The organism is Citrobacter sp. Ce119 (assembly GCF_030334525.1).
GTDB lineage: Bacteria > Pseudomonadota > Gammaproteobacteria > Enterobacterales > Enterobacteriaceae > Citrobacter > Citrobacter europaeus.
The window spans coordinates 126151-149228 of the sequence record NZ_JAOWDR010000037.1; the positions used below are offsets into that span (position 1 = coordinate 126151).

Sequence of the window (23078 nt, forward strand, 5' to 3'; positions counted from 1 at the left end):
GTTACTCCGCCGTCTGTTCAGCAAACAGCTGAAGCTGAATTTCACCCGCTTCCTCAAGCTCGCGGGCAATCCCCATGATCTCACGGCGGATCTGCTCAATACGACTCACCGGAACCGGACCCAGGCGCGACGTTATCGCCTCCAGCTGTTGTACCTGACGCTTAGGCATCACGGCATAAATCGAGCGGCGCAACAGCGCTTCGGTACCTTTCAACGCGACCGCCCAGTCTTCCATCGGTACTTCGTCGAGCAGGCGACGGCGCACTTCGTCGCTTTGGCGGCTCAGAATGAAGAAGTCGTACATTTCGTCCTGCAACTGTTCGAGGACATCTTCATCGCGTTCGCGCAGCTGATCGAGGATCACCTGCTGATTCCCCTGGAAGCGGTTCACGATATCTGCGGCCTGCTTGATCCCTTTCACTTTCGAACCATGTTCGGACAGCACCGACAGCCCACGTTCGATCAAGCGATCCAGCTCATCCACCACGTCGCGATTCACATCGTTGAGCTTGGCAACCCGATAGAGGATCTCGTTTTGTACCGACTCACTCATGTAAGACAATACCGTGGCTGAGATCTCCGGCGTCAGGAAGGCAAGGAAGACGGCCTGCAATTGCAAATGCTCTTCTGAGATCAGTATCGCCAGCTGGCGCGGTTCGACCCATTGCAAACGCGCCATCCGTGAGCGGATCTCATCACCGTAAATACCGTTGATCACGCTGCTGGCGATTTCAGTGCCCAGCGCTTTATTGAGGATCCCTTGCAGCATGGAACGCGAGGCGCCATTGATGCCGCTCTGCTCACGGAATTCATCAAAAAAGTTATTGATCACTTTTTTCGCCATGCTGGTTTTTACGCCAGACAGACGCGCCATGTTTTCGCTGAGACGAACCACCTCTTCGCGGCTGAGCTTTTGCATCACCGTGGCTGCCGCCTCCTCGCCCAGACACAGCAATAAAATTGCGGCCTGCTCAAGGTAGCTGTTGTTACTGCCGTTATTTATTGTCAATTCGCTCATTGCTGGTAATCCATTGTCTGAGAACTTCAGCTACGCGATCGGTGTCGCTCATCGCCAGTTTTTGCAGGAACTCCAGCTTCACTTCCAGACCGGAGCTCTGCGAAGGCAGGCTGTCGTCACCAGGGAAAGAAGGCAGTTCGATATTTTTGCGTTCATCTTCTGCGGCCGCAAAATGGGGTTTGTCCGCAGGAATTGCGATTGGTACAGCGTCCAGCGCCAGTTCAGGCGAAGAGGTCCTGCGGCGCTCGGCGGTCAATCGTTTCATCACCGGGCGCACGACAAACAGCAGCAGCAGTAAAGCCAGCAGGCCGCAGCCAATTAAGCGAACCCAGGCCAGAATACTGTCATCCTTCCATAAAGGCAGTTTCGGCTCGACGGGGATCGACTGCGGCACAAAGTTGAGCAGCGACAAAGACAGGTTGTCGCCACGTCTGGCATCAATTCCGGCAGCGTTATTCAACAGCGCCGTCAACTGGGTGGTTTGTTCCGGTTTCCAGTTCTTTAATGCAGGCGCGCTCTGATTGAGCACGACGGCCACATTTAAACGTTTGATGTCGAATCCTGGATGCTGGATATGCTCAACGCTACGGTCCCAGGAGTAGTCGCGTTTGTTCTCGCTATGTTTTGACAGCGCGGCTGGCTGGCGAGATTCTTCTGGCGTTGTCCCGGCGGCGCCGTTTCCTACCTGGTTTGCCGCCAACGGAGGACGGTTACTTAGCGAGCCAGGGATCCCCATGGCGATTTGGTTGGTATCGCTATCGAGTACCGTTTCTTCACGATTTACCTTCGGCGTATCGCCGTAATGCTCCTGGGTTTCGTCGATATTGCTCAGATCGAGATCCGGCATCACGCTCACCCGGTAGTTGCCAGTGCCGACCAGCGAGTCGAGGACATTTGCAAGACTGGCACGGGTCTTATCCTGAATATCCTTGAGGATCTGGTCGCGCTTACGCGTCGCCGCAGAAACGGCCTCTCCCGCGCCAATACCGTCGGACAGTAAATTCCCCGCCTGATCGACAACGCTAACCTTCGACGCATTCAGATTGGGCACGCTGCCGGACACCAGATGCACAATGGCATTGACCTGGTCCATATCCAGCTTGCTGCCGTAATGCAGACGCACCACGACCGAGGCGCTGTTTTGCGGCTCATCGCTGACGACAAATGAGCTCTCTTCATTCAGCGCCAGATGCACGCGGGCGCTCTCGACGGCGTCCAGCGTCATAATGCTCTGCGCCAGTTCGCCTTCCAGACTCCGCTTGTAACGGACGTTTTGCACAAACTGACTGGCGCCCAGCACTTCGTCTTTATCCATCAGCTCGTAGCCGCTGGGCAGCATGGCCTGCACGCCTTTCGCCGCCAGCGTCATCCGCGTTTTCGACAGCGCGTCTTCCGGGACCAGAATTTGCCCGCTCTGCGGGTCAATACGGTATTCCAGCTTTTCGCCGTCCAGCACGGTGACTATCTGTGAAACCGGGAGGTTTTCCTGGCTACCGTACAGCGAAACATAGCCATGGTTACCGTTCCACAGCACGCTGACAATTATGGCGGTAGCCGCAAGCGCCGCAGCCGCCACCAGCATCAGGCGTTTATTACCATCCAGTCTGAAAGAGAACGAGGGTAAAAACTGAGTGAGTTTTTTTATTAATTCATTCATAGCGTTAGACTGACATGCTCATCAGGTCATTGAATCCGGAAGCGACTTTATTTCTGACCTGTACCAGCGCAGAAAACGATAACGATGCCTGCTGACTGGCAATCATGGCCCCCGCCAGATCGTCACTTTTTCCCATCTCAATGGCCGTTTGTTTTTGCTCCGCGACCTGCTGGAATTGATCAACATGATTCAACGCGCCCTGCATGACGCGGTCGAACGAAACGGGAGAAGATGCCAGTTGGGTGCCCACGGCGTTAATTTGCATCGGCGAAAGGACGGGCGCCTGCGCGACCGCTTTCATCTGCTGCATGTCCTGCATCATTTGCGTCTGCATCGTACTGGCTGGGGCTATCGTATTTATGCTCATGACCTACTCTTAAAATTAAAAAAGCGTTCTCGGTACCACAGACTGATTCAGGAAAAGATCTCAATTCCCTGTTTTCGCATTGACGCCAGACGATAACGAAGCGCACGTGGGGTAATGCCTAATAAATCAGCAATTTTGGTTTTATTGCCCTGATATTTACGCATCAGGTCAGCGATATATTGATACTGCGCGCTACGGCCATGCTGACCCAGATTATCGCTGGTCGTTATTGGCATACTGGGCTTTGGCTGCCATTGCGGCTCGCTCCAGGAATCAGACTCAATGGATGGCAGACCTAAGGTATCGGGGTAAATGACGCCATCACGATTCAGGATCATTCCCCGTTGTATAGCGTTCTCCAGTTGACGCACGTTACCCGGCCATTCGTAGCTCAGTAATGCCCGGCGCGATGATTCAGAAAGTTTGATATTTTTAACCAGCACCGTGGAGTATTTTTTGATAAAGGACTCCGCCAGCGGAATAATGTCTTCCATGCGCTCGCGCAGCGGCGGCATAGTCAACGGAATAACTGATAACCGATAATAGAGATCTTCTCTGAAGCGTCCTGCGGCCACCTCTTCTTCAAGATTCTTATTGGTACAGGCAATTAAACGGAAGTTCAGTTTGATTAAACGGTTACTACCTAAGCGCTCAACCTGTTGCTCCTGCAATACACGCAATATTTTAGCCTGTAGCGCTAAAGGCATATCGCCAATCTCATCCAGCAGTAATGTGCCGTTATTGGCTAATTCCATTTTCCCCGGCACGGTAGCCACTGCCCCGGTGAATGCACCTTTATCATAGCCAAACAACGTGGCTTCGAGCATATTTTCAGGGATAGCGGCACAGTTCACCCCGATATAAGGTGCCTGAGGCTCCTGCGCAAACGCAATTGAATGGATAAATTTGGCGACACATTCTTTACCAGTACCGGTTTCACCATGGATAAGGACTGGTACATTAAACGCAGCAATACGCCTTGCCATTGAAAACACATTGATACTGGAGGCTGCTTCGGCAATAAGTTCAAACATGATTATTTTACACTTAGAAGTAAAGTTAACATCCGTTACGAGAAATATACAAATCATTCCAAAGCACAATCATCGAATAATAGATATCGCCCGTGCCATGTCTTAATCCCATCCTTGCTCATGTTTTACCGCCCCTTCAAAGGGCAGCCCTATCGAAGACTATTTTCAAATAGGGTTTTTCCTAAAAAAATACTAACACCGGAGCCATTAACAATCTTAAATTAAAAGATAATAAAAATATTATTCATTCAAAAACAATGACTTGCATTGATTGCAGCACAAAAACTAGCCACATAAGACATACCTTAAGTGGGTGAGCGGATTAGCGGTGAGTATCACGTATACGTAATTAATTATTTTTTAATTATAGCTTGACGCCATTAATAACTTGCAGAGGAGAGAGGTAAAATATCTAATATCCAGCCCTACATCAGAGACGAGAGTAGGTACTGCATTTCATATCTAATGGACTTCAACAATATGAGAATAGCGTCAAGGATGAACCATAAATTAAATGGATTTGTTTTTTCTTTGATAACCGCGGGATTTGATATCAACTCATCCGCCCCAGAAATTACAGCTGAGAAAGCGTACCATGCTGAAATATAGTCAAACGCCCGGAATCTTTAAACTTGAAGGAAACCGGCTTGGGCGTCCTTATCATCGTCTGCCGACTATGTTTACGGGTAATTTTGATACAATTGAATCACATCTCGGAAACTATTTTCTGAAAAAACATCGCACAAATATAACACTCAGAAAAATACAATGCGAGATGGATGTTATCAATAAAAGCGCCGAGTTATTAGTCTCGCAGGTTGGGCATTTGGCTTTTGATATCGATCGCGCGCTATTGTTAATGTTGCTGGGCAACTTTTATGGTCTGACATCATCGCTTGCAGACGAAAAGTCAGAAGATGATTTACCGACCAAAACAGAAACCCGACTGCGAAGCAGGCTGGCGCTGGATATTAGCAATATTATTTTTAATAAAAATATATCGGGTATTCCGCTGACGCTAAAACCAGACAGCAGTACCGTACAAACACATTGGGCGTATCAGCTTACATTCGTTTTAGGTGATGAGGAAAATTGCAGTTTCCGCATCTTACTGGACGATTCCCATACTGATTACATTCTGAATTTAATCCGCCGCAGCGAACACGGCGAGAAGAAAAAGCAGGTTGATAAAGCCAGCATTGAGACGCGTAAAAAAACGCTGATCAAAGAAATTATTCATACGCTGCCACTGACCATGAACGTCAAAATTGCAGAAATCCCCCTTAATGTCGCCGACCTGACGACAATTAAGCCAGGGGATATTTTACCTATCGCCATGCCTGATACTTTCCCTGTTTATATCGGGAAATCCGAATTATTTAATGCCCTGATCGTAGAGGACAAAGACAAACTGTTTTTGTCCGAATTAACGAGCAAGACGGAGAAATCCTATGAGTAAGCCAGAAGATATTTTAGAGCAAGGTTTCGAGTTAGCACCCGAAACAACCACTCCGGCCGCACCGTCGGTAACAGAGACGCTGGTAGCGCGTTTAGAAGACCGTTTTTCCGAGTCGATGTCATTGCTGAAACGTATTCCGGTCACGCTAACGCTGGAAGTGTCATCCGTGGAAGTGATGCTGTCCGATCTACTGAACATTGATGACGACACCGTCATTGAGATGGACAAACTCGCCGGTGAACCGCTGGATATTAAGGTCAATAACATCCTGCTAGGCAAGGCTGAAGTGGTGGTGGTCAATGAAAAATATGGCCTGCGCGTTCTTGAATTCAACACGCATGAAATCAACGACCTGGCACCATGAAACGCGCACCAACACTCACGCTCATACTGGGTATCTCGTTACTCATCCTTTCTCCCTTTGCCTGCGCGCAAGGGGGAGATATCCCGTTGCTGAATGTGATTTCGCACGGTAATAGCCAGGAATACAGCGTAAAAATCCAGGTCCTGATCCTGATGACCCTGGTGGGCATCCTGCCTACGCTGGTGTTGATGATGACCTGCTTTACACGATTTATTATTGTGCTTTCCCTGCTGCGCCAGGCATTAGGGCTGCAGCAAACGCCGCCTAACCGCATACTGATAGGCATTGCGCTGTCGTTAACCATGCTGGTGATGCGTCCAGTCTGGATCAACATTTACGACCACGCGGTTGTGCCTTTTGAAAACGATCAGATCACGCTCCCTGACGCCCTGAGCACCGCTGCCTCGCCATTGAAGCGCTTTATGCTGGCGCAGACCAACAAAAAAGCGATTGCGCAGATAATGACTATCGCCAGCGCGAAAGGGAATGCAGCCGATCAGGATCTCTCCATTATCGTACCGGCGTACGTGCTGAGCGAACTGAAAACCGCCTTCCAGATAGGCTTCATGATTTACATCCCATTCCTGGTGATCGACCTGATCGTCGCCAGCGTGCTAATGGCGATGGGGATGATGATGCTGTCGCCGCTGATCGTTTCGCTGCCCTTTAAGCTGATGCTGTTTGTACTTATTGACGGTTGGGCGCTAACCGTCGGCACGCTGACCTCCAGCATTCGCGGTCTGGGACTGGGCTAACGGAGATCGGATATGTTAACCATTGATGTAGCCGCAGATATCGTCGCCAGCGGCATAAAAGTCGTGATCATTTTAGTCTGCGTGTTGGTCGTTCCCAGCCTGCTGGTCGGTATGTTAGTCAGCATTTTTCAGGCTGTGACGCAGATTAACGAACAAACGCTTAGTTTTTTACCCAGGCTGATCGTCACCCTCGCGGTATTAGGTATTTGCGGAAAATGGATGATCGTCCAGTTGAGCGATCTCTGCGTGCATCTGTTCACTCAGGCCGCCATTCTGGTGCACTGACATGCGCGAAACAGACGTTACACAGTTAAGTAACCTGATACTGGGCATGTGGTTTCCATTCGTGCGCATTATGGCGTTTATTCACTACGCGCCGGTGCTGGACAACGCGGCGCTCACGGTGCGGATACGCATTATTTTGTCTCTGGCGCTGGCCTTTATCATTACGCCGCTTATCCCCCATCCGGTTCCTGACAGCCTGCTGTCGATCAACAGCATTATTTTGACCGCAGAGCAGTTTTTGTGGGGCATGCTTTTCGGCCTGATGCTGCAGTTTTTATTTTTGGCGCTGCAGCTGGCGGGCCAGATCCTCTCATTCAATATGGGGATGAGCATGGCGGTGATGAACGACCCCAGCAGCGGCGCGTCAACGACGGTACTGGCGGAGATGATCAACATCTACGCGGTGATACTGTTCTTTGCGATGGATGGACACTTGTTGCTGGTAAGCATTTTATTCAAAGGCTTTACCTACTGGCCGATTGGCAATGCGCTGCATCCACAATCTCTGCGCACCATTTCCCTGGCGCTGGGCTGGGTGTTTGCCGCGGCCACGCTGCTGGCGCTGCCGACAACCTTTATCATGCTGATTGTCCAGGGCTGCTTTGGCTTGCTTAACCGCATTGCGCCTCCGCTCAACCTGTACTCGTTAGGTTTTCCGATCAACATGCTGGCAGGTCTTATCTGCTTTGCGACTCTGCTTTACAACCTGCCCGACCACTATCTGCACCTGGCGAATTTCGTCTTGCAGCAGCTTGACGCGCTCAAGGGGCACTATGGCGGATAGCAGCAGCGAAGAAAAAACAGAAAAACCCTCGGCGCAAAAACTTCGCAAAGCCAGGCAAGAGGGGCAAATTCCGCGCTCAAAAGATATGGGGCTTGCCTCCAGTCTGTTTGCCGCGTTTATGGTGATTTCCAGCAGCTTCCCCTGGTATGAGGATTTTGTCCGCGAAAGCTTCATTAGCGTGCATCAGTATGCGCAGAACATTAATGACCCGGACATCATCGGCCAGTTCCTCGAGCACCATCTGCTGATTTTAGCCAAGTTCATCCTGACGCTGTTACCCATGCCGGTCGCCGCGCTGTTTGCCTCGCTGATTCCCGGAGGCTGGTTATTCCTGCCAAAGAAAATTTTGCCGGACTTTAGCAAATTAAGCCCGCTCAAAGGAATTGGCCGTCTGTTTTCCACCGACCATCTGGTGGACACCGGCAAGATGACGCTCAAAGCGATTGTGCTGCTGGTGATGCTGTGGATTAGCGTGCGCAATAATGTTGCCGCCTTCCTGGGGCTGCAGGAGCTGTATTTCAAGCAGGCCGTCAGCGATGGCCTGGCGCTGTACAGCAGCATCATGCGCAACTTTGTCATCCTGTTTGTCTTTTTCGCGGTGATCGATGTTCCTCTGGCGAAGAAAATGTTCACCAAAGGGTTGAAGATGACCAAACAGGAAGTGAAAGAAGAGTATAAAAATCAGGAAGGTAAACCAGAAGTACGGGCCAGGATCCGTCGTCTGCAACGGCAAATGGCGATGGGGCAAATCCGCAAGGTCGTGCCAAAAGCCGATGTGGTGATCACCAACCCAACCCACTATGCCGTGGCGCTGCAGTATGACCAGTCGCGCGCCGCCGCGCCTTTTGTTGTCGCCAAAGGCACCGATGAAATTGCGCTGTATATCCGTCAGGTAGCGGCAGAAAGCAATATTGAGATTGTTGAATTTCCTAAGCTAGCACGCTCGGTTTATTACACCACCCAGGTCAATCAACAGATCCCATTTCAACTTTATCGGGCGATTGCACACGTCCTGACCTATGTACTGCAAATGAAACACTGGCGTGACGGTTCACAGGCACGCCCTTCGCTGAACAGACATATTTCCATTCCAAAAGAGGTTCTTAAACTGGATGCCGAAAACAACTAAACAACTCCTCGCATTGCTGCGCAACGGTAACATCGGCATTCCGCTGGTAATACTGTGTATTCTGGCGATGGTGATCCTGCCGTTACCACCGGCCCTGCTGGATATTCTGTTCACCTTTAACATCGTGCTGGCGGTGATGGTGCTGTTGGTGGCCGTTTCCGCGAAACGCCCGCTCGAATTCAGCCTGTTCCCGACTATTTTGCTGATCACCACCCTAATGCGCTTGACGCTGAACGTGGCGTCAACGCGCGTGGTGTTACTGCACGGTCATATGGGCGCAGGCGCTGCCGGTAAAGTGATCGAGTCCTTCGGTCAGGTGGTGATCGGCGGTAACTTTGTCGTCGGTTTTGTGGTGTTCATCATCCTGATGATCATCAACTTTATCGTGGTGACCAAGGGCGCCGAGCGTATCTCCGAAGTTTCGGCCCGCTTTACCCTCGACGCCATGCCCGGCAAGCAGATGGCGATCGACGCCGATCTGAACGCAGGGCTGATTAATCAGGCCCAGGCGCAGGCGCGACGTAAAGACGTGGCGGGCGAAGCGGATTTCTATGGCGCAATGGACGGTGCGTCGAAGTTCGTGCGCGGTGATGCCATCGCCGGGATGATGATCCTGGCCATTAACCTGATCGGCGGCGTCTGTATCGGTATTTTCAAATACGATTTAAGCGCCGAAGCTGCATTCCAGCAATACGTACTGATGACCATCGGTGACGGTCTGGTCGCCCAGATCCCGTCTCTGCTGCTGTCAACGGCGGCGGCGATTATCGTTACTCGCGTGAGCGACAGCGGCGATATTGCCACTGACGTGCGAAGCCAGCTGCTGGCCAGCCCCTCCGTGCTCTATACCGCCACCAGCATTATGTTTGTACTGGCGGTGGTGCCGGGAATGCCGCATTTCCCATTCCTGGTGTTCAGCACCCTGCTGGGGTTCACCGCCTGGCGTATGAGCAAGCGCCCGAAGGTGGCTGAGACCGAAGAGAAAAACCTTGAGACGCTGACCAAAACTATCGTTGAAACCACCGAGCAACAGGTCAGTTGGGAAACGATCCCCTTGATTGAGCCAATCAGCCTGAGCCTGGGCTACAAGCTGGTGTCGCTGGTGGACAAATCCAAAGGGAATCCGCTCACCCAACGTATTCGCGGTGTGCGGCAGGTTATCTCAGACACGAACGGCGTGTTGCTACCGGAAATTCGCATTCGCGAAAACTTCCGTCTAAAACCGACCCAGTACGCCATTTTTATCAACGGGATCAAGGCTGATGAGGCTGATATTCCCTCAGATAAGCTGATGGCGCTGCCTTCCAGTGAAACCTACGGTGAGATCGATGGTGTTTTAGGTCACGATCCGGCCTACGGTATGCCGGTCACGTGGATTGTCCCGGCGCAAAAAGCCAAAGCGCTAAATATGGGGTATCAGGTCATTGATAGCGCCAGCGTTATTGCAACGCACGTGAATAAGATCATTCGCAACTATATTCCCGACCTGTTTAACTACGACGATATTACGCAACTGCATAACCGCCTCTCTTCGATGGCACCCCGTCTGGCGGAGGATCTGAGCGCGGCGTTGAATTACAGCCAGCTCCTGAAGGTTTACCGGGCACTGCTGGTCGAAGGTGTGCCGCTGCGCGATATCGTCACTATTGCTACCGTTCTGGTCGCCAGTAGCGCCGTCACCAAAGATCATATTTTGTTAACGGCAGATGTGCGTCTGGCGCTTCGTCGCAGCATTACCCATCCGTTTGTACGCAAAGATGAGCTGGCGGTGTACACCCTGAATAATGAGCTGGAGAATCTGCTGGCAAATGTGGTGAATCAGGCGCAGCAAAGCGGCAAAGTGGTGCTCGATAGCGTACCGGTCGATCCGAATATGCTCAATCAATTCCAGACCAATATGCCGCAGATTAAAGAACAGATGAAAGCCGCGGGTAAAGAGCCGGTCCTGCTGGTCGCACCGCAGCTACGTCCTCTGCTCGCGCGCTATGCGCGCCTGTTCGCTCCGGGTTTGCAGGTGTTGTCTTATAACGAAGTTCCGGACGAGCTAGAATTAAAGATCATGGGGGCGTTGAGTTAACCCCTGACGAGGCGGTGTCATTTGCACCGCCTTGTTGATTACAGAATGGTATTTTCCGTAAGAATACGACGGGCGCCGAGGTAATGATCCTGCCAGAAGTCATCGGATAAATTACTCACCCGAATGGTTTCTCCGGTACGCGGCGATTCAATAAATTGTCCCTGCCCCAAATAGACGCCCATATGATCGGCAATATCCCGACTGTGAATATGAAAGAACAATAAATCCCCACGACGAAGGTCGCGATTGGCGACGATGGTCGCCCGCCGATAGTGATACATTTCATTCGCCGTACGCGGCAATTTTGCCGCCAGGATTTTGTTGTAGGCATAAAAAATCAGCCCGCTGCAGTCAAAGCCCTGATCCGGGCTGGTCCCGCCCCACAAATAAGGTTTACCCAGCTGCTGCTCGAGACGGTGGATTGCCACTTCGGTCATGTTATGCAGATGATCGCTACTGAGAAAATGGTCATTCTCAGCCAGCTCTTTCCAGCGATGATCGCTCGCTTTCAGCGGCCCCGGGAACCACTCCGGGTGCTGTTTAATCAGCGTCCTGTTCTGCTGTCGCAGCGCGCTTTTACTTTGCGCATTTCCTTCCACCACATAACTTGCCTGCTTTTTTACCTGCGCGTGGTACTGCTTAAGCAGCCGGGCGCGGTTACGCATGCGCATTTGCGCCGCATAGCTTAAATGGGCGTCAGATAAGAGGGGCTGAACTTTGGCGACAGACGGTGAGGACAACACAACACACAAAGACAGCAGACCCGGCAAAAAGCGTCGGGGTGCAGAGACAAAAGACATGAAAACAAAAATACCTAATTAAACACGTTCGGCGCAGTCTACCGCTGTTGCCGGGTATTCCATTTTAATATTCGATTATTAAATTATTAATTTTTTAAATTCAATACATTAGGAATTCTGCACTCATAAGACTAAATGAAGTGCGCTCACGCGCAAAATACGCCGCTGTCTGACTGCCTTTAAGTACAATTTTCCGTATAAAGAAAATCTAAAGTGTAAACGCCGCACGAGAGACTTGCGAAAAACTCTCTGGGTGATAATGTGAGCACTCCAGATCCAGATTTATCCGATTTGGGGACTCTTTTTGCCGTCCTGGCGTGTGTAATCGTTTTATCAAGGAATAAGCAGTATGCGTAAAATCGCATTTTTTCTTGCGATGCTTTTATTGCCGTGCGTTTCATTTGCCGGTTTGCTGAGCAGCAGCAGCCCGACTACGCCTGTCAGCAAAGAATATAAGCAGCAATTAATGGGCTCCCCCGTCTATATCCAGATCTTCAAAGAAGAGCGCACGCTGGATCTGTACGTCAAGATGGGCGAACAGTATCAATTGCTCGACAGCTATAAGATCTGCAATTATTCCGGCGGCTTAGGGCCGAAACAGCGTCAGGGTGATTTCAAAAGTCCGGAAGGATTTTACAGCGTACAGCGTGGACAGCTGAAACCGGATAGCCGCTTCTATAAAGCGATTAACATTGGTTTTCCTAACGCCTACGACCGCGCCCACGGTTATGAAGGTAAATACCTGATGATCCACGGCGCCTGTGTTTCCGTCGGCTGCTACGCGATGACCGACAACGGCATTGATGAGATTTTCCAGTTTGTCACCGGCGCGCTGGTGTTCGGACAGTCCAGCGTCCAGGTTAGCATTTACCCGTTCCGCATGACCGACGCCAACATGCAGCGACATAAGTTCTCATATTACAAAGAGTTCTGGTCGCAGCTAAAGCCGGGATACGATTACTTTGAACAGACGCGTAAGCCACCGACCGTTTCCGTCGTCGATGGCCGTTACGTTATCAGCAAGCCGTTGAGTCACGAAGTGGTTCAGCCGCAGCTGGCATCAAACTACACGCTCCCCGAGACAAAATAATGCCCACTCGCCTGGCATAATCTTTTGCCAGGTTTCATTGCCGGTTAGCGGCTGAGTGGCAATCACGGTGACCACATCGTTGGGTGTGGTCTCTGAGCTAAAATCGATTTCCACATCCTGATCCAACAGCGTCGCTACGCCAAACGGCGCACGGCGCGTGATCCAAAACAAATTGGTCGAGCAGAAGGCCATCACATAACGCCCGTCAGACAACAGCATGTTGAAGACGCCCTTCTCCCGCAATTCTCCTGCCAGCATCGCAATATACTTAAACACTGCCGTCATATTGCCAGGCGTGCGCGGATAACGCTCTGTCAGCTTGTGGAGCAGCCAGCAGAAGGCTTTTTCGCTGTCGGTTTCCCCAACCGGGCGGAAATTACCGGTTTCCAGCGATTTATAGCCGCTGAGCTGTCCGTTATGGGCGTACGTCCAGTTACGTCCCCACAGCTCACGCGTGAAGGGATGGGTATTTTCCAGTGCTACTTCACCGCGATTCGCCTGACGAATATGGGCAATCACGGAACAGGATTTGATGGGATAGTCTTGTACCAGTTTGGCGATAGGCGAGTTAAAGCTGGGTTGCGGATCTTTAAACGTACGGCAGCCCTTACCTTCATAAAACGTAATACCCCAGCCGTCTTTGTGCGGCCCGGTGCCTCCGCCGCGCTGGACCAGCCCGGTGAAGCTAAAGCAGATATCGGTTGGCACATTGGCGCTCATCCCGAGCAGTTCGCACATACATCACCTACCTTAAAACGGTTAATTGCCTGCCAAGACCGGCAAAGCACAGCTTGTAGGCCGGATAAGACGCTTGCGTCGCCATCCGGCACAATGCCCGATGGCGCTTCGCTTATCGGGCCTACAAGTTCCTGGCCCGATAAGACCGGTAAAAATTATCGGCTTATTTAACCATCTCTTTTTCGATCAGTTGGATCAGAATATGGATCACTTTGATATGAATTTCCTGAATACGGTCAGCGTAGCCAAAGTGCGGCACGCGAATTTCGATATCTGCGCTGCCCGCCATTTTGCCGCCATCTTTCCCGGTCAGGGTGATCACTTTCATCCCTTTCTCGCGCGCTGCGGCAATCGCTTTAATTACGTTACCGGAGTTACCCGAAGTAGAGATGCCTAACAGGACATCGCCCGCGCGGCCCACGGCTTCAACGTAGCGCGAGAACACATAATCGTAACCGAAATCGTTGCTAACGCAGGAGATATGGCTGACGTCAGAGATAGCGATCGCCGGATAGCCAGGGCGGTTTTCACGATAGCGTCCAGTCAGCTCTTCGGCGAAGTGCATCGCGTCGCAATGGGAACCGCCGTTACCGCAAGAAAGTACCTTACCACCGGCTTTAAAGCTGTCTGCCAACAGGACCGCCGCGCGCTGAATGGCGTGAATATTGGCGTCATCTTTAAGAAAATTAGCCAGCGTTTCCGCCGCTTCGCTCAGTTCGTTACGAATAAGATCCTGGTACATGAGGATATCCTTCAGCATGAATGTAAATGACAAGATGCAGTGTACCGGATAGCGCTACCAGCGAGAAGTACAAGCCACAGGAATGGCTACGGCTTTTGATTTTTTGTGCCGGTTAAAACGGCAACAATGTGAGCTTTGTTGTAATTATTTTGTAAACACATTGCTAAAAGAATTTACATCCACTACAACCATATCATCACAAGTGGTCAGACCTCCTACAAGCAAGGGAGCTTTTCGTTATGATGATTTTGAGTATTATCGCTACGGTTGTTCTGCTCAGCGTTCTGTTTTATCACCGCGTGAGCTTATTCCTCAGCAGCTTAATTTTGCTCGCCTGGACGGCTGCGCTTGGCGTGGCTGGCCTGTGGTCAGTCTGGCTGCTGGTTCCTCTGGCCATTATCCTCGTACCGTTTAACTTTACGCCGATGCGCAAATCCATGATCTCTGCGCCGGTGTTCCGCGGTTTCCGTAAAGTCATGCCGCCGATGTCGCGCACCGAGAAAGAAGCGATTGATGCCGGTACGACCTGGTGGGAAGGCGACCTGTTCCAGGGCAAGCCAGACTGGAAAAAACTGCATAACTACCCTCAGCCGCATCTGACTGCTGAAGAGCAAGCGTTTATTGACGGCCCGGTGGAAGAAGCGTGCCGCATGGCGAACGACTTCCAGATAACCCATGAACTCGCGGATCTGCCCCCGGAACTGTGGGCGTATCTGAAAGAACACCGCTTCTTCGCGATGATCATTAAGAAAGAGTACGGCGGGCTGGAATTCTCCGCCTATGCTCAGGCACGCGTTCTGCAGAAACTCTCCGGCGTATCCGGGATCCTGGCGATCACCGTTGGCGTACCTAACTCGTTAGGCCCAGGCGAACTGCTGCAGCATTACGGCACCGAAGAGCAGAAGAATCATTACCTGCCGCGTCTGGCTCGTGGTCAGGAGATCCCATGCTTTGCTCTGACCAGCCCGGAAGCAGGCTCCGACGCAGGTGCTATCCCTGATACCGGCGTAGTTTGTATGGGCGACTGGCAGGGCCAGCAGGTGCTGGGTATGCGCCTGACCTGGAACAAACGTTATATTACGCTGGCCCCTATCGCTACCGTACTGGGTCTGGCATTTAAACTTTCCGACCCGGAAAAACTGCTGGGTGGTGAAGAAGATCTCGGTATTACCTGTGCGCTGATCCCAACCTCAACGCCGGGCGTACAAATTGGGCGTCGCCACTTCCCGCTGAACGTACCGTTCCAGAACGGTCCGACCCTCGGTAAAGATGTGTTCGTACCGATTGATTACATCATCGGTGGTCCGAAAATGGCCGGTCAGGGCTGGCGCATGCTGGTGGAATGTCTGTCCGTGGGACGCGGTATTACCCTGCCGTCTAACTCGACGGGCGGCGTGAAATCCGTCGCGATGGCAACCGGCGCGTATGCGCACATTCGTCGCCAGTTCAAAATCTCTATCGGCAAGATGGAAGGTATTGAAGAGCCGTTGGCGCGTATTGCGGGTAACGCCTACGTGATGGATGCTGCGGCGTCGCTGATTACCTACGGTATTATGCTGGGTGAAAAACCGGCGGTGCTGTCGGCTATCGTGAAGTATCACTGTACCCACCGTGGGCAGCAGTCAATCATCGATGCCATGGATATCACTGGCGGTAAAGGCATTATGCTTGGCGAAAGCAACTTCCTCGCCCGTGCTTATCAGGGCGCGCCTATCGCCATTACCGTTGAAGGCGCTAACATCCTGACCCGTAGCATGATGATCTTCGGTCAGGGTGCAATTCGCTGCCATCCATATGTACTGGAAGAGATGGCTGCGGCACAGAGTAACGATGTGAATGCGTTCGATAAGCTGCTGTTCAAACACATCGGTCACGTCGGCAGTAACAAAGTACGCAGCTTCTGGCTTGGCCTGACGCGCGGCTTAACCAGCAGCACGCCAACCGGCGATGCGACCAAACGTTACTACCAGCACCTGAACCGTCTGAGCGCCAACCTGGCACTGCTTTCAGATGTATCCATGGCCGTACTGGGCGGTAGCCTGAAGCGCCGTGAACGTATCTCCGCGCGTCTGGGCGATGTGTTAAGTCAGCTGTATCTGGCCTCCGCGGTACTGAAACGTTATGACGATGAAGGCCGTAATGAAGCCGACCTGCCGTTGGTTCACTGGGGCGTTCAGGATGCGTTGTACAAAGCGGAACAGGCGATGGACGACCTGCTGATAAACTTCCCGAACCGTCTGGTCGCTGGCTTGCTGAATGTGGTTATCTTCCCTACCGGTCGCCACTACCATGCACCGTCAGACAAATTGGATCATAAAGTCGCGAAGATTTTGCAGGTTCCAAGCGCCACCCGTTCTCGTCTTGGTCGTGGTCAATACCTGACGCCAAGCGAGCATAACCCGGTTGGTTTGCTGGAAGAGGCTCTGCTGGATGTGATTGCAGCTGACCCTATCCACCAGCGGATCTGCAAAGAGCTGGGTAAGAACCTGCCGTTTACCCGCCTGGATGAACTGGCGCACAATGCGCTGGCTAAAGGACTGATTGATAAAGACGAAGCCGCGATTCTGGTGAAAGCCGAGGCGAGCCGTCTGCGCAGCATCAACGTGGATGACTTTGAACCCGAGGAGCTGGCAACTCAGCCGGTAAAGTTGCCAGAGAAGGTGCGTAAAGTCGAAGCCGCATAACGACATACGCACAATGCCGGGCCCCGCTTAATGCGGGGCTTTTTATTGCCACATTTTCGTTAAAGCTCATGTTACAGTGTCAAAATGTTGTTCAACGAGGAGCCTCGATCGTGCCTGGTTTGAAAATTACTCTGCTGCAACAACCGCTGATCTGGATGGATGGCCCGGCCAACCTGCGCCATTTCGACCGTCAACTGGAAACCGTCACAGGACGTGATGTCATTGTGTTGCCCGAGATGTTTACCAGTGGATTTGCCATGGAAGCGGCAAGTAAATCGCTGGCGCAGGAAGAGGTTGTAAGCTGGATGCGCGCTAAGGCGCAGCAGACCAACGCCCTCATTGCAGGCAGCGCCGCTCTCCAGTCTGAACGCGGCCCGGTCAACCGCTTTTTACTGGTCGAACCCGAAGGTCATGTCCATTTCTATGATAAGCGCCATCTGTTCCGCATGGCGGATGAGCATCAGTATTACCAGGCAGGTGACGCGCGGGTTATTTTTGAATGGCGCGGCTGGCGTATTCTGCCGTTGGTCTGTTATGACCTGCGTTTTCCAGTGTGGTCGCGCAACCGCAACGATTACGACCTGGCATTGTATGTCGCCAACTGGCCGGCGCCGCGTTCGCTGCACTGGCAGGTTCTGCTCACAGCACGGGCGATTGAGAACCAGGCTTATGTAGCAGGATGTAACCGCGTGGGCACTGACGGGAACGGCCATCATTATCGCGGTGACAGCCGGGTGATTAATCCGCAGGGTGAGATTATTGCCACCGCCGAGCCGCATCAGGCCACACGCATTGACGCAGAACTGTCACTCTCGGCGCTGCGCGAGTATCGCGAGAAGTTTCCCGCCTGGCAAGACGCCGACCCGTTCACGCTATAACTCTCGCCTTCACTCCCGCTGCACAACATTTTCCGTGGCGGGATTGTTTCACTCCGTAACCAACCGCAAAACAAATTCGCGTGGCGACATGCGGCGGGCATCGTATTCTGCAAAGGATAATCACTCGTAACCAGCGAGTGGCAGACAATGTCGATAATTCCCTTATCAGGATTTCAATAATGAAGAACTTCATACGCATGACTTTGCTGGCAGTTACCGTGGCTGGCGCTTCTTTTAGCACGCTTGCAGCAACGACATCTAATGTTCCGGCTCCCGCCCAGGATCCGATAGTTCAGCACCTTAAGTTAAGCACCGACCAGGTTGCGCAGATTAAAAAACTGCACCAGCAGCTTGAAACCAACGTTAGCCAGATTTCGGTGAAAGATGTTAAAGACGGCGCGTTGATTGACGTCATCAAGTCCGGGAAATGGGATGAAGCTGCCGTCAAGAAACAGCTTTCTGCGTTCAGCAACATCGAACAACAGGCACGTTATTATCGCGTGAAATACTATTTTGATCTGAACAAAGTGCTGACCCCAGCACAGCGCCAGCAGGTGCAAAAAGATATCGCACAGACGCTGAGCGAGTAATGACCAGGGCCTGAATCAGCAATGGTTCAGGCTTTTCGGTAAGACTTCCTGCTCAAACAGAAATCCCTGCACCGCGTCTGCGCCGCTCATGCGGCAAATGGCATAATCCTGCGGCGTTTCCACTCCCTCGACAACAACCCGGTCTCCCAGCCCGCGAAATTGATTGACCAGTACCCTCAACTGCCACTCCGATGTCCTGAACTGATGAAACATTTCGCTTTCAATTTTGATGGCATCGAAACGGATGCCAGACAGCCGCCAGACAAAAAATAGCTCGGGTGAAACGTCATCCAGCCACACGCGAAAACCATGGCGTATCAGGGTTTTTACGGCCATGCATACGGTCTGCTGTTCTGCCTTTTCCAGGCGCATCATGGTGCCTGGATCCTGAATCTCGATAACAATCCGCCCCTGATGCGCCTGCCGGGCGAGCTGCGCAATCCATGGCAGGCAGGTCAACATCCTGACGGATAAATTCAGCGAAAAGCTTCCTGAGAGTGCCAGCACCCGCCGCATTTGCCACAGGAATAGCTGCTGCTTTGCCGTGATGGAAAGATGCTTGAAAAAAAGATCCAGTGGTAGCGGCGTACGTACCTGGCTTAACACCTCGCAGACATCCAGCGATGGATCATCAAAAAAATGAATGCGTTGCAAACGGATCCCGGTGATCCGCAGCAGTTCGGCGTTGCGGGGAAGCTCTGGTACATAGCGGGCCTGTTCGCTGAGTCTGTTCATATCATTCCATTTTTTGATTAAAAGGACGTCGTGCATCCTGCAGCCACGGGATACGGCGATCGTTCGGATACGTCAGGTAAAAGCGCCTCGCCAGACGATGCGCCTCGACCAGGTCGCGTTGCTGCAACGCCAGTAAGATTTGCGTGAAAGAGACGTTCGGATCGGGGTGAACACGCACATAGTCAGGCGCCCAGCGGCGGACCGCTTCCAGCCAGCGAGCATCCCGGGAGCGCTGATAGCGCTGCAGATATCCCATCTGGACATCAAACCGGTAGCGAGTGGCAAGGAGCCAGCCTCCCACAGGGAGCGGCTCAGCCAGACGCCACTGCGCTGACTGCCGCTCCGCCAGCGTCAATTGCTGTTGCGTGCGCAGCGAGAGAAGCAACAATGGTGTGAAGGCCAAAAACGAGATCAGTGCCAGTCCGCGCAACAACGACGTTGACGTAAGCGTCAGGCGAGCCCCTTTTAACGGGAGGTCTGCGCAACGAAGCAGCAGGATCAGCAGTAACCAGTGTGGCGTTGACTGCCTGACGGGGTATTCCGTCAGCATATGAATCACCACCGGCAGCGCCGCCACCAGACAGGCGCGACGCCAACGATTCCCATGCTTCCAGAGCCAGAAACCACTCGCAATAAAACACAGCGCGCCCGCCAGCCCAACCAGACCGCCCTCCACCAGCCATAACACCAGTTCGTTGTGCGGATGCGAGATACTGCTCAGCCCCAATGGCCCCGCGCGTTCGAGAAACACAGAAGCAAAGCTGCCCACGCCCCACCCCGTCCACGGGCGTTCGGCAAATAATGCCAGCGACGTTTTGAGCACCGTCCAGCGCACCTGGGAAGTGGTGAAGTGATCGACCGTAGCGACGGACAAAAAATGGCGGGCGAGCGACCCCGCCGCCATGCCTGACGCCAGCGGCAACAGGAGTAGCAACAACGGACGGCGCTGCGTCGGGAAAACCATCAGCAGCAGCGCTTCACCGATCGCCACAGAGAGGTAACCGGTTTGCGACTGGGATTCATGCAGCACAAATCCCATCATCACCAGGCCAACCCCGATGACAATTCGATACCCGTCGCGCAGGCGTAAAAAGAGCGTGGCTGACAGCAGTACGCCACAGGCCGTGAAGCTGGCCATCAGATTAACCTGCTGAAAAATACCGTAGGGCCGCGTGCTGCGCCGCCAGGCAAACTCCCAGTAATCAACGCCCGGCCAATGCCAGTACTGATAGATAAACGCCAGACATTCGATGACGCACGCCCCCCAGAGCAAGGCCAGCAGTGTCGTCAGGGATCGTGCCGCAAGCGGAATTTGCACCGTCACCAAATAGACGAGAACGCCTCCCAGTAAGGCTCCCGCGACCAGCAGGGCCTCGGACTGCCAGACATCAGGCGTCAGCAGGCATAGCAGCGTCAGAATGAGCGCCCCCATCGTAAACCCCGTGGCAGGTATAGTGATGCGCCAGCGTTGATAAGGCACCAGCACTGATGCGCATGCAACCAGCACAACGGCGTAGATCCAGCTCGTGATATTAAGCGGTAACGACAGACCGCTGCCGCCGTTATTCGGCCAGTAGAGATGCATTGCCCCGCACCAGAAAAACAGACTAATACCGAGCAATAATTTTTGCGCAGGCAGCGGCGCAATACGATTCAGTGCGTTCATCATGCTACTGGTAGTTCAGTATCCAGGTCCCGCTGGCGCTGAACGGACCGTATTCGAGAGACTGATTTTTTATCGCCGATGGCTCCGCCGCGACCCACGCCAAAAAATTCAGCGTCATCGAGCCTTCCGTTATCTCTTTGACTGACGTGCTCTCATCAAGGCGGATTGCCGTGCCGTCCTCTTCGCTCATCCCAATACCGATCCCTGACGCGCCGCCTTGTTCACTGCGATCCAGCGCCAGATGATCGGCCAGCTCCGCATCCTCACGACCGCTGAAGGTAACCGAGATCCCGCGAAAAACCTCAGGGTTGCAGTCGCGTAACTGGATACTGAATTTTTCTGGCTTACTGCGCCCCGAGAGATAGAGATCCTGCGTCGCGATTTGCTTGAAATCGACCTCGATTTTGTCGCCACCGGGGACCAGGCTGCAGGCCAGCGCTCTGATGGTGCCGTGAAAATACATATCGCCGCCGACCAGTTTGGTATCGGCCTGCGCCGTGCCGCCAAGCAGTAGCACTCCGGTCGCGATTAACGCCGTAAATCTCATGGCATCCCCCTACTGAAACTGCGCAACAACGGTGGCTGAGGCTTCAAACTCACCTTCCTTAACGCTTCCCACGCCCGGCTTAGCCACCGGTGCGGCGGTGAGATTCCAGTCGCCCTGATTCTGGTAAAACCCCTTCACGTTGTAGAATTGATTGGGCACGACGGCGCCGCCGCTCTCGTCTTTAAGCATAATGCCGAGATCGTCGCGTTTTTGTCCGCCGCTTAACGTGCCGAGGAGATTACCGTTAAATCCCGCCGTGCCTGAGGCCGTGGTCGTTTGCACGCCAAGATTGATATTCAGCGCGCCCTGATCGAAGCTGCCGCCTTCACACACCACATGTATAGGGATTGGCTTGCTGTAGTTGGTGCCGTTGAGCTTTGTAGCGGATCCAGGCAGATCGCCAAACTCAATGCTGATTTTGTCTCCCCGATTGAAGGTGCATTTGTCCGGTACGGTAATCAGCCCGGATTTAATCACCACGCGGGAAATAGGCGTTGTCGGCGTAGGGCCAGCATCCCCCAGACGCCCGGCAACCTCCACCAGCGACTGGGAGGTAATATTGATGCCATTAATAATGGGTTTAGTGACAATAAACGTCACTTTCCCTTTTGAACCACTTTCTATGTTGGTAGCCCGTTCGTAGCCTTTGCGCTTTTTGCAGCTATGATCGTTGTAACGATTTGAAAAATTGGTAAAAGGCGCCTGAACGTAGTTGTTATAACGCCCGGCGACCCACACCTGTACTTCCACATCCAGATACTCGTTTAAACGAAAACGGTTCGCCCCCTGATTGGAAGGCGGCATCGTGGTCGTGGTGGTGTAGTAAATCGGTTGTCGGGAGATGTCAGCCTGTTCGCAGTGAAAATCCACTACATACCAACTGCCCAGATTCCACGGGAACGGCTCCGTTCTGCCGCCCACGTGGTTTTTGCTGACATCCAGCGAGTTCAGTTCAATATCGTACTGATGCGGCGATCCTCCCTGCGGCTCACCTTCCCCCTGTGTGAATGCCTGCCCGGCCAGCGGACAACCAGCCAGGGCCGTCCACAGTAGCGTGTTGCGCAATATGCTCATAGATACTCCAGCTTAAGTCTGACCAGGCCGTTAAATTCTCCGGCGGTCACCTCTGGACCAAAAGATTCCAGCGCGGCCAGAAAGTGGATCGCGTTATCGCCCGGTTTGAGGATCCACATGCGTTGCGGTTGGTTCAGGTGAAGCAACTGGTTGCGTTCGGTCAGTAACCGAATGCCCGCGCCGCGCACATCACCGCGAATACGACCCAGATCGCTGTTTTCCGGTGCGCCTTCAGCCATCAGCGTCATCGAAACGCCGCGTTCCACCGTGCTGTGCGCCAGCTCAGGCATTTCGCTGGTCTGTCCGGGGAAATCCCTTAAGGTGTGGCCGGAACCTTTTAAGCAGCCGTTCAGATACAGCGTAACCAGCACCGGCTCGCTGCGATCGCCGCCCTGGCGAAACCGACTGGCGGAAATATCACCAAGATTGATGGTCTGATCGCGTGAAGCCATATCCAGCACGCACGGCGAAACGTAGACCCGGCCATGAAAGCGGACGTTGCCATACTCGCCGGACACGTTGCTCATATCCTGGCGACCACTGGTAGCCTGAGCCTGGCAGGCCATACCCGCCATCAGTAGGGCGCAAAGCATCTTTTTCATTTA

23 protein-coding genes are annotated in these 23078 nt (G+C 52.8%); 11 read left to right on the forward strand and 12 right to left on the reverse strand.

What is annotated here, in order from left to right:
- Position 1 precedes the first annotated feature (1 nt).
- Genes OGV80_RS03375 through OGV80_RS03390 form a run of 4 tightly spaced genes read right to left on the reverse strand, consistent with a single transcriptional unit; the run spans position 2 to position 4076 of the window.
- The gene (locus OGV80_RS03375; RefSeq protein ID WP_043015252.1) at positions 2–1018 is read right to left on the reverse strand and encodes a flagellar motor switch protein FliG; all 1017 of its coding nucleotides are present in this window, start codon (positions 1016–1018) and stop codon (positions 2–4) included.
- Positions 996–2675 carry a flagellar basal-body MS-ring/collar protein FliF gene (gene fliF / locus OGV80_RS03380; RefSeq protein WP_286513698.1) on the reverse strand — a complete coding sequence of 560 codons (1680 nt, stop codon included), beginning with the start codon at positions 2673–2675 and terminating at the stop codon, positions 996–998. Before fliF ends, OGV80_RS03375 begins: the two co-directional genes overlap by 23 nt.
- A gap of 4 nt (positions 2676–2679) precedes the next feature.
- Positions 2680–3042 (reverse strand): flagellar hook-basal body complex protein FliE, encoded by a 363-nt coding sequence (gene fliE, locus OGV80_RS03385; protein ID WP_047406025.1) that lies wholly within the window; start codon positions 3040–3042, stop codon positions 2680–2682.
- Positions 3043–3089: 47 nt separating this feature from the next.
- Positions 3090–4076 (reverse strand): sigma-54 interaction domain-containing protein, encoded by a 987-nt coding sequence (locus OGV80_RS03390; RefSeq protein WP_043015249.1) that lies wholly within the window; start codon positions 4074–4076, stop codon positions 3090–3092.
- Between the two features lie 595 nt (positions 4077–4671).
- On the opposite strand from OGV80_RS03390, the gene OGV80_RS03395 reads away from it, so the two are divergent.
- The 7 genes from OGV80_RS03395 to OGV80_RS03425 are packed head-to-tail and all read left to right on the forward strand — an operon-like array spanning position 4672 to position 10929.
- A complete protein-coding gene (locus OGV80_RS03395) occupies positions 4672–5535 on the forward strand; it encodes a FliM/FliN family flagellar motor switch protein (protein WP_043015248.1) in 864 nt (287 codons plus the stop codon).
- Positions 5528–5899: a FliM/FliN family flagellar motor switch protein gene (locus OGV80_RS03400; RefSeq protein ID WP_043015247.1), complete on the forward strand. Its 372-nt coding sequence runs from the start codon at positions 5528–5530 to the stop codon at positions 5897–5899. Before OGV80_RS03395 ends, OGV80_RS03400 begins: the two co-directional genes overlap by 8 nt.
- Positions 5896–6654, forward strand: coding sequence for a flagellar type III secretion system pore protein FliP (fliP, locus tag OGV80_RS03405; protein ID WP_043015246.1), 759 nt, complete (start codon positions 5896–5898; stop codon positions 6652–6654). The genes OGV80_RS03400 and fliP overlap by 4 nt, the downstream gene beginning before the upstream one ends.
- Before the next feature lie 12 nt (positions 6655–6666).
- A complete protein-coding gene (locus OGV80_RS03410) occupies positions 6667–6939 on the forward strand; it encodes a flagellar biosynthetic protein FliQ (protein ID WP_003838859.1) in 273 nt (90 codons plus the stop codon).
- 1 nt (position 6940) lies between these two features.
- A complete protein-coding gene (gene fliR, locus OGV80_RS03415; RefSeq protein WP_043015245.1) occupies positions 6941–7723 on the forward strand; it encodes a flagellar biosynthetic protein FliR in 783 nt (260 codons plus the stop codon).
- Entirely contained in the window at positions 7713–8852 is a 1140-nt protein-coding gene (gene flhB, locus OGV80_RS03420) for a flagellar biosynthesis protein FlhB (RefSeq protein WP_286513701.1), read from the forward strand. Before fliR ends, flhB begins: the two co-directional genes overlap by 11 nt.
- On the forward strand, positions 8836–10929 hold the full coding sequence (locus OGV80_RS03425) for a flagellar biosynthesis protein FlhA (protein ID WP_286513703.1): 2094 nt from the start codon (positions 8836–8838) through the stop codon (positions 10927–10929). Before flhB ends, OGV80_RS03425 begins: the two co-directional genes overlap by 17 nt.
- A gap of 38 nt (positions 10930–10967) precedes the next feature.
- Here OGV80_RS03425 and OGV80_RS03430 read toward each other — a convergent pair whose 3' ends face one another.
- Positions 10968–11729, reverse strand: coding sequence for a C40 family peptidase (locus OGV80_RS03430; RefSeq protein ID WP_043015242.1), 762 nt, complete (start codon positions 11727–11729; stop codon positions 10968–10970).
- Between the two features lie 349 nt (positions 11730–12078).
- Here OGV80_RS03430 and dpaA point away from each other — a divergent pair, with 349 nt between their 5' ends.
- Positions 12079–12819 (forward strand): peptidoglycan meso-diaminopimelic acid protein amidase, encoded by a 741-nt coding sequence (gene dpaA, locus OGV80_RS03435; protein ID WP_043015241.1) that lies wholly within the window; start codon positions 12079–12081, stop codon positions 12817–12819.
- Here the strand turns inward: dpaA and OGV80_RS03440 are convergent.
- Both OGV80_RS03440 and lpcA read right to left on the reverse strand, forming a co-directional pair.
- Positions 12790–13557 (reverse strand): class II glutamine amidotransferase, encoded by a 768-nt coding sequence (locus OGV80_RS03440; RefSeq protein WP_003031388.1) that lies wholly within the window; start codon positions 13555–13557, stop codon positions 12790–12792. The two genes, dpaA and OGV80_RS03440, sit on opposite strands and share 30 nt — an antisense overlap.
- A 163-nt stretch (positions 13558–13720) precedes the next feature.
- On the reverse strand, positions 13721–14299 hold the full coding sequence (gene lpcA / locus OGV80_RS03445) for a D-sedoheptulose 7-phosphate isomerase (RefSeq protein ID WP_043015239.1): 579 nt from the start codon (positions 14297–14299) through the stop codon (positions 13721–13723).
- A 239-nt stretch (positions 14300–14538) separates the two neighbouring features.
- On the opposite strand from lpcA, the gene fadE reads away from it, so the two are divergent.
- From fadE to OGV80_RS03460, 3 genes are all read left to right on the forward strand, one after another.
- On the forward strand, positions 14539–16983 hold the full coding sequence (gene fadE, locus OGV80_RS03450) for an acyl-CoA dehydrogenase FadE (protein WP_043015238.1): 2445 nt from the start codon (positions 14539–14541) through the stop codon (positions 16981–16983).
- A 110-nt stretch (positions 16984–17093) separates the two neighbouring features.
- On the forward strand, positions 17094–17861 hold the full coding sequence (locus OGV80_RS03455; RefSeq protein WP_043015237.1) for an amidohydrolase: 768 nt from the start codon (positions 17094–17096) through the stop codon (positions 17859–17861).
- A 179-nt stretch (positions 17862–18040) separates the two neighbouring features.
- Complete coding sequence (locus tag OGV80_RS03460) at positions 18041–18451, forward strand: Spy/CpxP family protein refolding chaperone (protein ID WP_075145166.1); 411 nt, start codon at positions 18041–18043, stop codon at positions 18449–18451.
- 15 nt (positions 18452–18466) lie between these two features.
- Here OGV80_RS03460 and OGV80_RS03465 read toward each other — a convergent pair whose 3' ends face one another.
- The 5 genes from OGV80_RS03465 to OGV80_RS03485 are packed head-to-tail and all read right to left on the reverse strand — an operon-like array spanning position 18467 to position 23075.
- On the reverse strand, positions 18467–19186 hold the full coding sequence (locus OGV80_RS03465) for an EAL domain-containing protein (protein WP_043015235.1): 720 nt from the start codon (positions 19184–19186) through the stop codon (positions 18467–18469).
- Position 19187: 1 nt separating this feature from the next.
- Entirely contained in the window at positions 19188–20855 is a 1668-nt protein-coding gene (locus OGV80_RS03470) for a PglL family O-oligosaccharyltransferase (protein WP_286513707.1), read from the reverse strand.
- Position 20856: 1 nt separating this feature from the next.
- Positions 20857–21399 carry a fimbrial protein gene (locus tag OGV80_RS03475; RefSeq protein ID WP_043015233.1) on the reverse strand — a complete coding sequence of 181 codons (543 nt, stop codon included), beginning with the start codon at positions 21397–21399 and terminating at the stop codon, positions 20857–20859.
- A gap of 9 nt (positions 21400–21408) precedes the next feature.
- Positions 21409–22473 (reverse strand): fimbrial protein, encoded by a 1065-nt coding sequence (locus OGV80_RS03480; RefSeq protein WP_043015232.1) that lies wholly within the window; start codon positions 22471–22473, stop codon positions 21409–21411.
- Entirely contained in the window at positions 22470–23075 is a 606-nt protein-coding gene (locus OGV80_RS03485; protein ID WP_043015231.1) for a fimbrial protein, read from the reverse strand. Before OGV80_RS03485 ends, OGV80_RS03480 begins: the two co-directional genes overlap by 4 nt.
- Positions 23076–23078 lie beyond the last annotated feature (3 nt).